This window comes from Streptomyces sulphureus DSM 40104, assembly GCF_000381025.1.
GTDB classification, from domain to species: domain Bacteria; phylum Actinomycetota; class Actinomycetes; order Streptomycetales; family Streptomycetaceae; genus Streptomyces; species Streptomyces sulphureus.
This window is the reverse complement of record NZ_KB905814.1, coordinates 497011-512406: the sequence shown is the minus strand read 5'-3', so window position 1 is coordinate 512406 and position 15396 is coordinate 497011. Positions and strand designations below refer to the sequence as shown.

6 protein-coding genes are annotated in these 15396 nt (G+C 73.1%); all 6 read right to left on the bottom strand.

Annotation, left to right across the window (positions count from 1 at the left end; all coding sequences use genetic code 11):
* The 6 genes from F603_RS0106420 to F603_RS0106395 all read right to left on the bottom strand — a co-directional run bounded on the left by F603_RS0106420 (position 1) and on the right by F603_RS0106395 (position 15331).
* The gene (locus F603_RS0106420; RefSeq protein WP_211231021.1) at positions 1 to 1575 is read right to left on the bottom strand and encodes an MFS transporter; all 1575 of its coding nucleotides are present in this window, start codon (positions 1573 to 1575) and stop codon (positions 1 to 3) included.
* Positions 1576 to 1778: 203 nt separating this feature from the next.
* Positions 1779 to 3266: an amino acid adenylation domain-containing protein gene (locus tag F603_RS0106415; protein ID WP_019545185.1), complete on the bottom strand. Its 1488-nt coding sequence runs from the start codon at positions 3264 to 3266 to the stop codon at positions 1779 to 1781.
* Complete coding sequence (locus F603_RS0106410; protein WP_019545184.1) at positions 3263 to 8983, bottom strand: non-ribosomal peptide synthetase; 5721 nt, start codon at positions 8981 to 8983, stop codon at positions 3263 to 3265. The genes F603_RS0106415 and F603_RS0106410 overlap by 4 nt, the downstream gene beginning before the upstream one ends.
* Entirely contained in the window at positions 8980 to 11988 is a 3009-nt protein-coding gene (locus F603_RS0106405) for a thioester reductase domain-containing protein (RefSeq protein WP_158678615.1), read from the bottom strand. The genes F603_RS0106410 and F603_RS0106405 overlap by 4 nt, the downstream gene beginning before the upstream one ends.
* Positions 11989 to 12044: 56 nt before the next feature.
* Positions 12045 to 15104 carry a type I polyketide synthase gene (locus F603_RS0106400; RefSeq protein ID WP_019545182.1) on the bottom strand — a complete coding sequence of 1020 codons (3060 nt, stop codon included), beginning with the start codon at positions 15102 to 15104 and terminating at the stop codon, positions 12045 to 12047.
* On the bottom strand, positions 15101 to 15331 hold the full coding sequence (locus tag F603_RS0106395) for an MbtH family protein (protein WP_019545181.1): 231 nt from the start codon (positions 15329 to 15331) through the stop codon (positions 15101 to 15103). Before F603_RS0106395 ends, F603_RS0106400 begins: the two co-directional genes overlap by 4 nt.
* Positions 15332 to 15396 lie beyond the last annotated feature (65 nt).

Below are 15396 nucleotides of genomic sequence, written 5' to 3'. Positions count from 1 at the left end.
TCAGGCCGGCTCCGCCTCCGCCGTGTCCTCGCTCTTGTCCTTCTCCGGAGCGCCGTTGAGCAGGTCCTTCTGCCGCACCAAGGCAAGGGAGATGGCCGCCGTGCCCACGCAGATCACCGCGGCCCAGAGCATCACGCTCGCGGCGCCATCGGCGATCGCAGACTCCAGGGTGCGGCGCACCTGCGCGGTGACCTCCCCGGGTACGTGCTCGAGGGCGCGTGTGATGTTCCCCTGCGCGGCGGCGGAGACGACGGATTCGTGGTCGCCGGAGTCCAACTGCAGCTCCCTGTGGGCCTGATCGGAGATCCGGGTCCGGAAGAGCAGGCCGAAGACGGCGGCACCGATGCCGGCCCCGAACATGAAGAGGCTGTTGATCGCGCCGGACGCCATGCCGGCCCGCTCCTTCGGCACCACGTTCACCGCGAGGGACATGGACGGGCTGCCGGCGAGCCCGCCGCCGACGCCCCACAGCAGCAGCCCCGGCAGGGCGAGCCAGATGCTGTTGTCCCTGTTGAACGCCCAGGACATGGCGAGTCCGCCGATCGCCAGGACGCCGAACCCGACCGCGATGATGTGGGACGGCGAGTACTTCGCCTGCAACTTCCCCGCGACCAGCCCCATACCGAGCTGCGGGCCGAAGATCGCCATCATGAACAGGCCCGTCTGCAACGGACTCAGACCCCGACTGCTCTGGAAGTACAGGATGTAGTACACCGAGCCGCCGACCGTGGCGAAGCGGGAGAAGAAGGAGATCAGCGTCGCCGCGACGAAGGTCGGCACCTTGAAGAGCGTCAGGTCCAGCGTGGGAGCCGCCACCCTCCGCTCCAGGAGGACGAAGCCGAGGAGCAGGAACGCGGAGAGCACGAGCTGGACGACGGTGATCGAGCTGCTCCAGCCCTGGTCCTCGCCGCGGGTGAGCGCGAAGTTGATCAGGCCGAGGGTGACGACGAGGAGGCCGGCCCCCGTCCAGTCGATGCGCGCGGCGCTCCCGTTCCGGGTGTCGGCGGGCAGCCGGTTGCGGCACAGTACGAGCGCGGCCACGCCGATCGGCACGTTGATCAGGAAGAGGTAGCGCCACTCCGTCAGGTCGACGAGCAGTCCGCCGATGACAGGGGCGACGGCACCGCAGGCACCGAGGGTGGTGCCCCAGACGGCGATCGCCATGTTCCGGCTCTGGCCGTCGAATACCTGGGCGATCAGCGGCATCGCGTTGGCCAGCACGAAGGCGGCTCCCACCCCCTGCACGCAGCGCGCGGCGTCGAGGAACAGGGCGTCGGGCGCGATGCCGCACGCCAGCGAGGCGAGCGTGAAGAGCGTAATTCCGCTCATGAACATCGACTTGCGACCCAGCCGGTCCGAAAGGGAGCCGGCCGTCTGCTGGAAGGCGCCGAAGGTGACGGTGTAGCCGATGATCACCCACTGGAGAGCGGAGAGCGACCCTCCCAGGTCGGATTGGATCTCCGGCAGGGCGACGGAGACGATTGTGACATCGATTACCAGCAGAGCCGAAGCAATTACGGTGATAACGAGAACGATCCGCGCCTCGCGGCTCGCTTTGGTATTCGTGCCACTCACGACAACCTCTTCCGGTGATGAACGGCGACCGGTTACAAGCCGTGCCGAGCGCAATGGGAATGGTTTCCGAAGCCGTTTCCGTGCGCTGTCGCCGACCTCGGAGTAAGGGTCACCTTACCGATGTGATTCCTCGTAAGTCCACCGTGTCGTGGGCGAGTTGACGGTACCGGCTGCCCGTGAGCGGGGCGGAGGCGGCTCGCGCTTCACTCGGAAGTGGAGGCCAGAGCCTTGACGTCGACTTTTCCGTTTACAGTGAGCGGGATCGCCTTCACCGGAAGAAATACTTCGGGCACCATGTAAGGCGGAAGCCGCTTGGACAGGTGGCGCCGCAGCTCGGACGGATCGGTCGCGGCCTTCCCCACGACGTAGGCGACCAGCCGGGCCGTGTCGGCCGTGTCCCCGCGCGCCACCACCGCGGCCTGGCGGACCGAGGGGTGCTCCGCGAGGACGCTCTCGATCTCGCCGGGCTCGATCCGCAGACCGCGGACCTTCACCTGCTGGTCGGCCCGGCCGAGATAGTCGAGTTCGCCGCCGGGCAGCTTCCGCGCCAGGTCGCCCGTCCGGTACAGACGGGCGCCGGGCGTGCCGGAGAACGGGTCGGGCACGAAGCGCTCAGCGGTGAGGGCGGGGCGACGGAGGTAGCCGCGGGCCAGCCCTTCGCCGCCCAGGTGGAGTTCCCCTGCCGTGCCGTCGGGCACCGGCCGGCCGTCGGGTCCCAGGACATGGGCGGTGGTGCCGGTGACGGGCCGTCCGATGAGGGGCTTAGCGGCACCGCGCTCGACGAGGCTCCACGTCGAGTAGGTGGTGTCCTCCGACGGGCCGTAGAGGTTGTGGACGCGCTCGACGGTGCCCGTCGCGTACAGGTCCCTCGCCAGGGCGGCAGGCAGCGCCTCCCCCGCCAGGTTGACCGTGACGACGGAGGCGGGCAGCGGCTCCGCCGCCAGCAGCTCGACGAGCAGGCTGGGCACGGTGTTGACCAGCGTGACCGGCCGGTCGGCGGACGGTAGGTGGAAGACGGTCTCCGCCACCACGACGGTCCCGCCCGCGGCGAGCGGGCCGAACAGCTCGAAGACGGAGAGGTCGAAGCACATCGACGTCGAGGCCAGGGTGTAGCGGAGCTCGCCGGGGGTGAAGCGGTCGAGCACCCAGTCGAGGAAGGCCGCTGCGCTGCGGTGCTCCACGGCGACGCCCTTGGGGCGTCCCGTCGAACCGGACGTGTAGAGGACGTACGCGAGCCGCGAGGGGCAGTCGTCCGCCGGAGCCGCGGAGCCGGCCGCCCCGGCGAAGTCTCCCCAGTCCCGGTCGAGCGAGACCACGGCGACGTCCTGGCCGGTGAGGCCGCCCCTGTGCGCCTCGTCGCTCACCATGAGCTCCGTGCCGCTGTCGTCGAGCATGAACCGGAGGCGCTCGTCGGGGAACGCGGGGTCGAGCGGCACATAGGCGGCGCCGGTCTTCAGCACCGCGAGCATGGCGACGATCATCCACGGCGAGCGCCCCAGGCAGATGCCGACGAGCCTCTCGGGCCCGGCGCCGAGGGTGCTCAGGCGGCCGGCGAGTGCCTGCGCCGCCTCCTCCAACTCCTCGTAGGTGAGGCGCTCGCGGCCGCTCGTGACCGCCTCCGCGTGCGGCGTCAGGGCCGCCTGACGGGCCACCCGCACGTGGAGCGGCAGCCGCCGGGACGACGTGCTCATCGTGCACCGCCTCTCGCCGTGGCCCGGCGGGCCGACAGCTCCCGTGCGATCTCGTCCGGGGACATCCGCGCGATCTGCAGATGGACGGCCGCCGCCGCCTCCGCCTGCCCGGGGGAGTCCTCCTCGGCCACCAGCGTCGCCGCCAACTCGGCCACCGTGTGCGTCAGGAACACCGTGCGCAGGGAGACGCGTTCGGACAGGAAAATCTCGCGCAGCCGTCTGACGATGCGGGTGGCGAGCACGGAGTCCCCGCCCAGCTCGAAGAAGTTGGCGTGCTCGTGGACCTTCTCGACGCCGAGCACGTCCGCCCACACCGTCGCGCACACTTCCGCGACCGCGGAGGACGGCGACGCGGGGGCGCCGGCGGAGTCGGCGCGCGGTGCGGGCAGCGCTTGGCGGTCGACCTTGCCGTTGGCGTTGAGCGGCAGCGCGTCGAGGACGACGAAGACGGACGGCACCATGTGGGCGGACAGCGCCTCCCGCAGGTGGTCGCGGAGCGCCGCCGCCAGGTCGGCGGGCTGCCGCCGCGCGCCCGCAGGCGCCGGTACGACGTACCCGTTCAGACCGCGGTGCCCGGCGCCGTCCGCGCGCGGCTGCCCGGTCACCGCGGCGCCCGCCACCTCCGGGTGGGACAGCAGTGCGGCCTCCACCTCGCCCGGCTCGATCCGGTGTCCGTTCACCTTGATCTGGAAGTCGGCACGGCCCATGAACTCGATCGTGCCGTCCGGCAGGAACCGTCCGAGGTCGCCGGTGCGGTACAGCCGCTCCCCGGTGTCCGGGTCGGTGACGAACGAGGCGGCGGTGCGCTCCGGGTCGTCCCAGTAGCCGCGCGCCAGGCCGACACCCGCGCAGTACATCTCCCCGGTCGCCCAGACGGGACGGTCGCGCATCCGCTCGTCCAGGATGCGGTAGCGAGTGTTGGCGATCGGAGCGCCGTAGGGGACGCTGCGGCGGTCCGGAGCGAGTTCCCCGACCCGGTGCCAGATGTTCCACAGCGTCGTCTCGGTGGGCCCGCCCACGCTCACGACCTCCACGCCCGCGCTCTCGGTGAGCCTGCGGACGGAGTCGAGCGGCAGCCGGTCGCCGCCGAGGAAGGCGAGACGCAGGTCGGCCAGCGGGCCGTCTTCCGGGCCGAGTCGCTCCAGAAGCATCTCCATCATGGCCGGTACAGAGTTCCACACGGTCACCCGGTGATCGGCCATGAGCCTTGCCCAGTGCCCCGCCTCCCGGCGGGCCTCGGCATGCGGGACCACCAGCGTTCCGCCCGCGCCCAGCACTCCGAAGACGTCGAAGACGGACATGTCGTGGTGGAGCGCGGTCAGTGCGAGGGCGCGGTCCCCCGGCCCGATGCCGAACGTCTCGATCGTCTCGCGCAGGGCGTTCACCACCCCGCGGTGCTCGATCATCACGCCCTTGGGCCGGCCGGAGGAGCCGGAGGTGAAGAGCACGTAGGCGAGCTCGGAGGGGCCGGTCGCGGGCTCGGGCGGCGTTCCGTCGTGAGCGGGGTCCGGTGGGAGGCCGTCGACGCACAGGACACGCCGGTGGCCGGCCTTCTCCGCCAGCGTCTGCTGGGTGAGGACCAGTTCGACGCCGCAGTGTCCGAGCAGCTCCTGCGTGCGGCGCGCGCTCACCTCCGGGTCGACGGGCAGGTAGGGGGCGCCCGCGTAGAGGGCGCCGAAGGCTGCGGCGATCTGCTGCCAGCCTTTCTCCATCAGGATGCCGACCGGTCCGGAGGGGAGGGCCCCGTGTTCCCGCAGCCAGTGGGCGACGCGGCACGCCTCCGCGTGGAGTTCGGCGTAGCTCAGGGTCCGGTCGGCCGCGACGACGGCGACCTGCTCGGGGCCGCGGGCCACCTGCTCCAGGAAGAGGTCCTGTACGAGCAGGTCGGGTACCTCCCGCCGCGCGCCTTCGCCGAGCGGCGCCTCCGCCGCGGTCCCGAGCGGCGCAGGCTCCGACCACGCGTCCTCGTCGTCGGCGAGGCGGGTGAGCAGCGTGCGCATCGCGCCGAAGACGCCGTCCAGCATCTCCGGCGCGAACAGCGCCTCCGCCACGTCCCAGTTGACGACGAGTTCGCCGTCCTGGACCTCGGTCAGCAGGTCCATCCACACCTGCGGGGTCTGCGTGATGCCGTACGTCTGGCGCAGCTTCCCCTCCAGCAGCGTGCTCGCGCCGTCGCCCAGCGGCACGGCGCTGGTGAAGACCACCGGCATCAGGGCTCCGTCGAATCCCTTGCGGAGCCGCATCAGTTCCCTGAGGAGGTGGACGCCGCTCACCTGGCTGTGGCTCAGGTCGGTCCAGAGCTGCTCCTGTACGCCGCGGGCACGGACGACGAACTCCTCCGTGCCCGAACCGTCGACTCCGACCAGTGCGAACGACGCGAACTCTCCCACTGTGGCGTCGACTTCGGGGTGCACGGGCAGCCGGTTCAAGTTGGTCACGTTGAGGGTGAAGTGCGGGCTCCGCGCCCAGGGCTCCAGCGCCTCCGCGTAGACGGCGAGCAGCAGCCCGGCGGGGGTGAGGCCGGCCGCGCTCGCGCGGTCGACGAGCCGCTTCCACCGCGGGGCGTCCAGGCGCACCGAGCGCCGGACGAACCTGGGGTCCGTCACGCTTCCCGGATTGCGCATCAGGGGCAGGTCGGGCGCCGGGGGCAGGGAGGGGAGCCGCTGCTCCCAGTACTCGAGGGAGCGTCGGTACCGCTCGGTGTCGGGGAGCTTCGACACGGCGAGTACGTAGTCCCGGTAGGCGAGTGCGGGCGGGGCGAGCGGGGTCTGCGGGTCGGCGTAGCAGCGGGAGAGGTCGTCGAAGAGGAGGCGGACGCTGGCGAAGTCGGCGCAGAGCGCGTCGATGCTGAAGTGCGCCCGGAAGCGCCCCTCGTCCAGGCGGGCCACCACCACGTCGAAGAGCGGCCAGGTGTCGACGGGGCGCACCTCGTGCGAGTACCGCTCGCGGATCTCCGCGAGCTCCGCGTGGGCCGCTTCCTCGTCGAGCCCGCGCAGATCGACCACCGGCATCTCGTACCGCGGTACGGACTGAAGCACCTGCTGCGTCATCGTCTCGGGCCGCACCACGGCGCGCAGCATCGGGTGGCGCTCCACGACCCGCTGCCAGGCGTCCCGGAACCGGTCGACGTCCAGGTTCCGGCCCTCGAACTCCAGGTACATGTGGGCCGAGACGTTGCCCGAGGCGAGAGAGCCCGTCCGGCCGACGCAGTACGCCTGCTGCTGGTCGGTGAGCCGGAACGGCTCGTGCGCCGCTGCCAAGTCGGGCTGCACGGCGGGCAATTCGCCGCCTTGCGGCGCGTCCTCCGCGCGTTCCCGGTCGATGGCGAGGGCGAGTTCGGCCACCGTCCGGTGCCGGAAGAGGCTGTGGGCGTCCAGATCGAGGCCGAGGCGCTGCCGGAGCCTGTTCATGACGCGGATGCCGAGCAGCGAGTTGCCGCCCAGCTCGAAGAAGGAGTCGTCGGGACCCGCACGCTCGACGCCCAGCACCTCCGACCACAGCTCGGCGACGAGCGCCTGCGTCGGGGTGCGCGAGCCGTCGGGTCCGTCGTCCTCGGCGTGCGCGCCCGGGCGGGGGAGGGCCTGGCGGTCCACCTTTCCGTGCCCGGTGAGCGGCAGCGTCTCCAGGACCAGCAGGTGCGCGGGGACCATGTAGGCCGGGAGCCGGTCGGCGAGGTGCGCACGCAGCTCCTGCGCGTCGGGCCGTTTCCCGGCGGTCGGGGTCACGTATCCGGCGAGCGCCTGGTTGCCCAATTCGCCGTCCTCGCGGGGGAGCGCCGTGACGACGGCGGCCTCCACCGCGGCGTGTGCGCGCAGCGCCGTCTCTATCTCGCCCGTCTCGATGCGGTGGCCGCCGACCTTCACTTGGAAGTCCTCGCGGCCAAGGAACTCCACATTCCCGTCCGGCAGGACGCGGCCGAGGTCGCCCGTGCGGTACAGCCGCTCTCCGGTCTCCGGGTGGTCGAGGAAGGCCGCCGCCGTCCGCTCGGGGTCGCGCCAGTACCCGAGGGCGACGCCGGTGCCCCCGATGTACAGGTCGCCGGGTACGCCCACCGGCCGGGGCCGCAGCGCCGCGTCGAGGACGTGGAGCGTCTGGTTGGCGAGCGGCCGGCCGTAGGGGATGCTCTGCCAGGCGGGGTCGACCCGGTCGACGTCGTAGGTGCAGGAGAGGATCGATGCCTCGGTGTTTCCGCCGAGGCCGACGAACCGTACGTCGGGGGCGATCTCCAGGGCGCGGTCCGGCAGCGAGAGCGGAATCCAGTCGCCGCCGAGGATCACCAGCCGGAGCGAGTCGGCCCAGGGCTCCGGGTCCTGCTCGACCTGTTCGCAGAAGAGCTCGAAGAGGGCGGGCGCACCCATCCACGTGGTGATGCCCTCACGGCGCACGAGGTCGAGCCAGTGGGCGGGGTCGCGCTCGGTGCCGGGGGAGGGCAGGACGAGGGCAGCGCCCGAGCACAGCGCGCCGAACATGTCCCACAGCGACAGGTCGAAGCTCATCGCGGAGAGGCCGATGAACCGGTCCTCGCACGTCACGCCGTACCGTGCGCCGACGTCGAGCACGGTGTTCAGGGCGCCGCGGTGGGAGACCATCACCCCCTTCGGGCGGCCCGTCGAGCCCGAGGTGAAGAGTACGTAGGCCACGTCGCCGGGGCCCTGCGCCGGGGGGAGCGGCCCGTCGTCGACGCTGGCCCACTCCTCCTCGTCGTCCACCGCGAGCACCGTCGTCCCGTCGGGCCATCCCGGCCGGCCGGCCAACGAGCGCTGCGTCAGCACCACTTCGGCGCCCGACGCCGCCAGCAGGTGCGTGCGGCGGTCCTCGGGCAGGCCCGGGTCGACCGGCACCCACGCGGCGCCCGACTCCAGCACGCCCAGCATTCCGACGGGCTGCTCCCACCCCTTCTCCATGCACACGGCGACCAGCGTCCCGGCGCGCGCCCCCAGCGCGCGCAGGCGCCGGCCGATGCGGCGGCTGCGCCGCGCCAACTCCGCGTAGCACATCCTCGTGTCACCCGCGACGACCGCGATCCGCTCCGGGTGCAGCGCCGCGGCACGGGCGACGGCCTCGTGGAGCAGGCCGTCGGGCACGGGCGCGGCGGTGTCGTTCATCTCGGCCAACTGCCGTGCGTGGGCCGCAGGAAGGCGGACCGGCGAACCCGGCGCGGTCCAGGCGTCCTCGTCCTCGGCGAGGACGCCGAGCAGGTCGAGCCATGAGGTGGCCATGTCCGCCAGCACGCCGCCGTACGCGGAGGCAGGGCTCTCCCACTCGGCGGCGATCCCCTCGCCGTGCGGAACGAGGCGGACGGTGAGGGCGGGTGGGCCTTGGTCCGGCGCTGCGACGGGCGGGCCGTCGACTGCGTCCACGCAGTCGACGAGCGGGACCGGCGCCGTAGCCGCGGGACGGGACGCCGCGCGGAGCGCCGCCGCACGTCCCAGAAAGCCCCCATCCCCGTGGACGTCCGCGTCCATCAGCAGGCAGCCGCTCGCCGAGCGGAGCCGCACGGTGAACCCGGGGTCCTGCGCCCACATCCCCAGCACCTCGACGACGCTGGCGTGCAGCACCGCCGACGCGTCCGTTCCGGAGGAGGCCGCGCGCCGCGCGACCCGCCGCCACCGGTCCGCTTCCGGCACGGCACGCTCTTGGTGCAACGGCCCTTCGTGCGCGGCGGGTTCCGTAGGCAGAAGCGGTCCGGTCGGCATCGCGGTGCGGTCGGCGCTCATACGAGGTTCTCCGATCGTGAAGCCGGCGAGCACGACGTCCCGCCGCCGGACGGGGGCGGGAGCAGACCCGCGTCGAGGAGGTGGCCCAGGAAGCGGTCGAGCAGCGGCCCATCGACCATCGGGCACTCGACGCCGCTGCCGGCGAGCGCGGCGACCGTGCCGCCGACGTCCAGCCGCAGGCTGCCGAAATCGGGCATGGCCCGTGAGGAGCTCGTCAGCGCGGCCACCGCAGTCGACGTCTCGTCCCCGTCGAGCCCGGTGGCGAGGGCGTCCGCCGCCACCCGGCGCGACCAGTCCTCCGGCGGGATCTCGGTGAGCGGGTAACCGGCCGCGCGCAGCCGGCCGACGACCGCGTCGAACCGCGTGCGGACGGGATGCGCCAAGTGGTACGTACCGCCCAGGGCTTGGGGCCGCAGTGAGAGGGCGGCCACTGCGCCGGCTGCGTAGTCGACGGGGACGATGTCCAGGTCGGCGTCCGGGCCGAAGCGGGGCACCGCCTCCAGCGCCACGCAGGCCCGGAGGAATTGCCAGAAGGCGGAGTCCGGGTCGCCGGCGCCCGTCGCGGAGTGCCCACCGAGCCGGCCGGGCCGGTAAACGGAGGCCGGCAGCCCCCGCCTCCGCGCTTCCTCGACGAGTTCCTCGGCGACCCAGCGGCTGCGCACGTACCCGGAGGGCAGGACCGAGCCGGCAGGGACCCGCCCGTCCGTCCGGAGCAGTCCGGGGGCGGCGTCGCGCGGGAAGAGGACGCCGGGGGAGGAGACGTAGTGCACCGGTTTGACGCGTCCGCGGGCGGCGAGCCGCAGCACTTCCGTCGTCCCGCCCGCGTTCGCCGGCCTCAACTGCTCGTAGGGCAGGGCGAGGTTGGCCTCGCAGCCGGTGTGGTGGATCGCGTCGATCCGCTCGGCGAGGCGGGCGAAGGCGATCGGGGACAGGCCGAGCAGCGGTTCGCGGAGGCTGCCGGGCAGCACCGTGACGCGCTCCTCCGCGGCTTCGGCCCCGTACCGGGCGAGCGCCCGGGCCAGTGTCTGCTCGGCCTCGGCAGGCCCCGCGGCGTCGACGAGGCAGTGCACCCGGGCGCCGGTCGCCTCCAGCAGCGCCGCGAGGAGGTGTGCGCCGAGGAAGCTGTCGACGCCGGTGAGGAGGATGTGCTTGGGCAGGGACGCGTCGGCGTGCGGCGTGCTGCTCGGGCAGGAGATCTCCGCCGGGAGGACGGCGTCTGCGAGGAGCGGGGCCGCGTCGTCTCCCTCCGGCTCGGCCGCCTCGTGCACCGCGCCGCCGGTCGCCCGGTCGAACTCGGCGGCGAGCGCGCTCACCGTGGGCGCCGCGAAGAAGGTCTGCACCGGCAGATCCACCCCGAGGCGCTCCCGCAGCCGCAGCAGGACGCGGACCGCGCGCAGCGAGTGCCCGCCCACCTCGAAGAAGTCCTCGTCCGGAGCGATGTCCCGGGTCCCGAGCACCTCGCGCCAGACCGCCGCAACCGCCTCCTCGGTCGGGGTGAGCGGGGCGGCCTCAGCCGGGGTCCCGTCCCCGTGCGAGGACGTCTCCCCCGGGCCGCCGGGCGAGGAAGCGGGCGGTGCCGTGCCGGCGAGAGAGACCGGTAGGGCGGCGACCCGCTGCTCGGGGTCTCGGACCACCTCGCCGAAGAGCTGCTCCAGTTGCGCCGTGAAGAGGTCGACGGACCCGGCGTCGAAGAGGTCCGCGCTGCCGCGTACGCCGCCCTCGATCCGGCCGTCGGTCTCCCAGTAGTGCAGCACGAGGTCGAACTCGGAGGTGTCGAGGCCGAAGTCGAAGGCGCCGACCTCCAGTTCGCCCATCCGCGCGGTCCCCGCGGGGTCCTCCCCGACCACGGCTGCCTGGAAGAGCGGGTTGTCCCCGCCGTTCCGCCCGGGGCGCAGCTCGGCGGCTACGGCCTCGAACGGAGTGTCCCGGTGTGCGTACGCCTCCAGGCAGGTCAGGCGGACCCGTTCGAGCAGCTCGGTGAAGGAGGGGCCGCCCGAGAGGTCGGTGCGCAGAGCCAGGGTGTTAGCGAAGAAGCCCACGAGGTGCTCCACCTCGGGATGGTCGCGGCCGTGCACGACGGAACCGGTGACGAGGTCCTCGTCTCCGGTGCGGCGGTGGACGAGAGCCTTGAAGCCCGCGAGGAGGACCATGAAGGGCGTCGCCTGACGGTCGCGGGCGAGGTTCCGCAGCCCCTGGGAGACGGACGCCGAGAGGGCGAAGGGCCGGCTGATCGCCCGGAGGCTGGTGCTTCCCCGGCGCGGCCGGTCGGTGAGCCGGTCGAGAGTGGGCAGCGGCTCGTGCAGCGTCGTGCGCCAGTGGTCGACCCGCCTGCGCAGCTCCTCGCCGCGCAGCAGCTTCCGCTGCCACCTGGCGAAGTCCGTGTAGCGCACGGGCAGTTCGGGTAGCGCCGGCTCGGGCCCTCCGGTGTGCGCCCCGTACAGCGCGAAGAGTTCACGGAAGAGGATACCCATCGACATGCCGTCGCCGACGAGGTGGTGCATCGTCACGGCCAGGGCGTGATCCTGCGGCCCGAGCGGTGTCAGACGGAACCGGATCAGCGGCCCCGTCGTCAGGTCGAAGGGACCCTGCGACTCCTCGCGCAGCAGCTCGACCGCCCGGTCCTCGGAGACCGGGTCCGGGTCCGTGGTGAGGACGAGCGGCTGTTCTTCGAGGACCGTCTGGCGCGGTTCGCCCTCGTGGACGTCGAAGACGGTGCGCAGCGCGTCATGGCGGCGTACGACCTGCTCCAGCGAGCGGTGCAGGGCGTGCCGGTCGAGGCGTCCGCGGAGGCGGAGCGTCTCGACCATGTTGTGGTACGAGCTGCCGGGGTGGAGCTGTGCGAGGAACCAGAGCCGCTCCTGCGGGAAGGAGAGCGGGGCGGGCCCTGGGCGGTCGGCACGGCGGACGGCGGGGGCCTGCGGCTGCGCGCCGCCGGCCAGCCACTTCTCCATCAGCCGTGCCTTCGCCGCGGAGAGCTCCGCGTCGTCGGAGAGGGGTGGGACCATGTGGGCGTCGACCTCCGCTAGTTCGGGATGACCGCGTTGTTCCGGGTGCCGGGCGGTCACTCGGCCAGGAGCCGTGCTGCCTCCTCGTCCGACATCGCTGCGAGCTTCTCGTGCAGCCGTCGCTCGACGGACACGGCCATACCTGCGACGGTCTGCGCCTCGGAGAGCAGCTCGGTCACGGTCACGTCGACGGGGAACGCCTGCTGCACGCGGGCGACGACCTGGGCGGCGAGCAGTGAATGCCCGCCGAGGTCGAAGAAGTTGTCGTGCGCGCCCACCGGGGAGACCCCCATGGCCCCCTCCCACACGCCGACGAGCGTCTCCTCCAGGGGGGTGCGCGGAGGCGTGTAGGCGACCGGCAGCTCGGGACGGTCGTAGCGCGCGAGTTCCACGGAGGGTGCTACGGGACCGGGGGAGGCGTCCTGCCGCTGCTCGTCGGGGCGTGCCGCGGGCGCCGGCGGGTCGACGAAGAATCGTTGCCTGTCGAAGGGGTAGGTCGGCAGCGGCACCCGGCGGGCTCCCGTCTCGGAGAGCGCCGCCAGGTCCACGTCGGCGCCGCGCGTCCAGAGCTGGCCGACGGCCTCCAGCAGGGGGCCGGCGTCCGCCGCGTCGTGCCGTGCGCCGAGGGTCGGGATCACCGGCGGCACACCGGGGCCGCCTCCTGCGGCGGCGAGGGAGCGCAGGGCGGTTCCGGGGCCGGTCTCCAGGAGAAGCCGGCCGGGTGTCCGCCGCAGGAGGCGGAGGCCGGCGTCGAACTGCACCGGTTCGCGGAGCTGCCGCCCCCAGTAGGCGGGGTCCGTGGCCTGCTCCTCGGTGATCCAGGCGCCGGTCAAGTTCGAGACGTACGGGAGGCGGGGTGCGTGCAGCGGCAGCGCCGCCATCGCCTCGGTGAGCGCGGGGACGGCCGGCTCCACCATCGGCGAGTGGAAGGCGTGGGAGGTGTGCAGCAGGGTGGTCCTGTTCCCCTCGGCGGTGAGCCGCTGCGCCAGGTCCTCGACGGCGTCCCGCGGCCCGGAGACGACGGTGCGCTCGGGGCCGTTGACCGCCGCGACGGCGAGTTCCGGCGCGTCCGAGAGGAGCCGGCGCACCCGCTCGGCCGCGAGGGGCACGGAGACCATGGCGCCGCTCGCGCAGCCCTGGACCAGCTCCCCGCGCATCGCGACCGCGTGCAGCGCGTCGGGCAGGGACAGCACCCCGGAGAGGCAGGCGGCGGTGAACTCCCCGACGCTGTGCCCGAGAAGCGCCGCGGGGCGCACGCCCCACTCCCCGAGGAGCCGGGCGAGCGCGTACTGGGTGACGAAGAGCGCGGGCTGTGCCAGCCGGGTCGAGGTAAGCCGCTCGGCGGCGTCCGCGGCGCCGTCCGCCTCCGGGAACAGCACCTTCCGCAGGTCCTCGCCCAGGGCGGGGGCGAGCGACTCGGCGCACTCGTCGACGATCGCGCGGTAGGAGGGCTCCGTCGCGTACAGGCCGCGGCCCATCCCGGGGTGCTGGCTGCCCTGCCCGGGGAAGAGGAACGCGACGTCGGGAGCCGGGCCTTCCGGATCGGCGCGGCCCACGGAGACGGGCGTGACCCCCGTCCCGTCGAGGGCCGCCCCCGCCTCTGTGCGCTCCCGGCACACGAGGGCCATCCGCCGGGCGAAGGCCCGCCGGCCGACGCGGAGCGTGTGCGACGCGTCCGCCAGGTCCGGGGAGTCGCCGTCGGCGAGGGCATCGGCGAGCGCGGCGGCCGAGCGTTGCAGCGCCGCATCCGTACGTGCCGAGAGGACCAGGAGCTGCGAGGTCCCCGAGGGAGCCGGAGGTGCGGTGGGCGGCGGCTCCTCGACGACGACGTGCGCGTTGGTGCCGCCGACGCTGAAGGAGCTGACGCCAGCCCTGCGCGGTGCGCCGCTCCGCGGCCACGGGGTGGGGCGGGAGTCGACGCGGAAGGGCGTGCTCGGGAAGTCGATCTGCGGGTTCGGCACGGTGCAGTTGGCGACGGGCGGAATCTCCCCGTGGCGCAGCGCGAGCAGGATCTTGATCAGCCCGAGGACGCCGGCTGCCGTGTCCGTGTGGCCGATGTTCGGCTTCAGCGAGCCGAGGGTGCAGTAGCCCCGCTTGTCGGTGCCGAAGGCTTCCGTCAGGGCCGCGACCTCGATGCCGTCGCCGAGCGGGGTGCCGGTGCCGTGCGTCTCGACGTACGAGATCGACTCCGCCGAGGCGCCGGCAACGGCGAGCGCCTCGGCGACCACCGCCGCCTGTCCCGGGACGCTCGGTGCGGTGAAACCCGCCTTGTGCGCCCCGTCATTGTTGACGGCGGTGCCCAGCAGGACGCCGTGCACGTGGTCCCCGTCGGCGAGTGCGTCGTCGAGACGCCTGAGCGCCACCACCCCGACGCCGTCGCCCGGCACCGTGCCGTTCGCGTCCTCGGCGAACGCCCGGCAGCGGCCGTCCGGCGAGTTCACGCCGCCCTCGTGGTGCAGGTAGCCGGCGTGCTGGGGGAAGTAGACCGTGGAGCCGCCGGCGAGCGCCAGGTCCGATTCGCCGCTCAGTAGGCTCTGAACCGCCATGTGCACCGCCACCAGCGAGGACGAGCAGCCCGTCTGCACGGTGACGCTCGCGCCCCTCAGGTCGAGGCGGTAGGAGACCCGCGGTGCTGTGAAGTCCTTCTCGTTCCCCAACAGCGCCTGGAACTCCCCGACTTCGCGCAGGTAGCCGGGGTCGGCCGAGAGGTGCCGCTGCCAGTACGAGGTGGGCCCCCCGCCGCCGAAGACGCCGACGGTGCCGTCGAAGCGGGCGGAGTCGTGGGCCGCCGACTCCAGCGCCTCCCAGGAGCACTCCAGGAACAACCGCTGCTGCGGGTCGGTGAGTTCGGCCTCGCGCGGGGTGTTGCCGAAGAAGGCGGCGTCGAACAGCTCCACGCCGTCCAGGAGGGGGCGGCGGCGCACCAGGTGCGGGTCGGCCAGGAGCTCCTCGGTCACGCCGGCCGCGCGGAGCTGCTCGTCGGTGAGGTCGGTGTGGGCTTCCCCTCCGGAGCGCAGCAGGTCCCAGAACCCCTCTTCCGAGGAGGCTCCGGGGAACCGTCCGGAGAAGCCGATGACCGCGATCCGGTCCCCGGCCGCGATGTCGTGGTCGGTCATTCGTCGGCCGCCCCTTCCTTACCCTCCCGTGCCATGCGGGCGCGCAGCGAGGCCGGCCGCATGTCCCGCCAGATCTCCTCGATGCGCAGCAGGCACGTCTCCCGGTCGCCGACCGTGCCCTCGTCGCCCCAACCCGGGGCGTTCTCGCGGTCTGTCGGCCACAGCGAGTACTGCTCTTCGTGGTTGACGACCACCCGGAAGGGGCCGCCGCGTTGCTCGTTGGTCACCGGAGATCCTTCGCGAAGTGCCGGGCGGGAGGTGCCCCTCCCGCCCGGGCAGGGCTGGGAGGGGC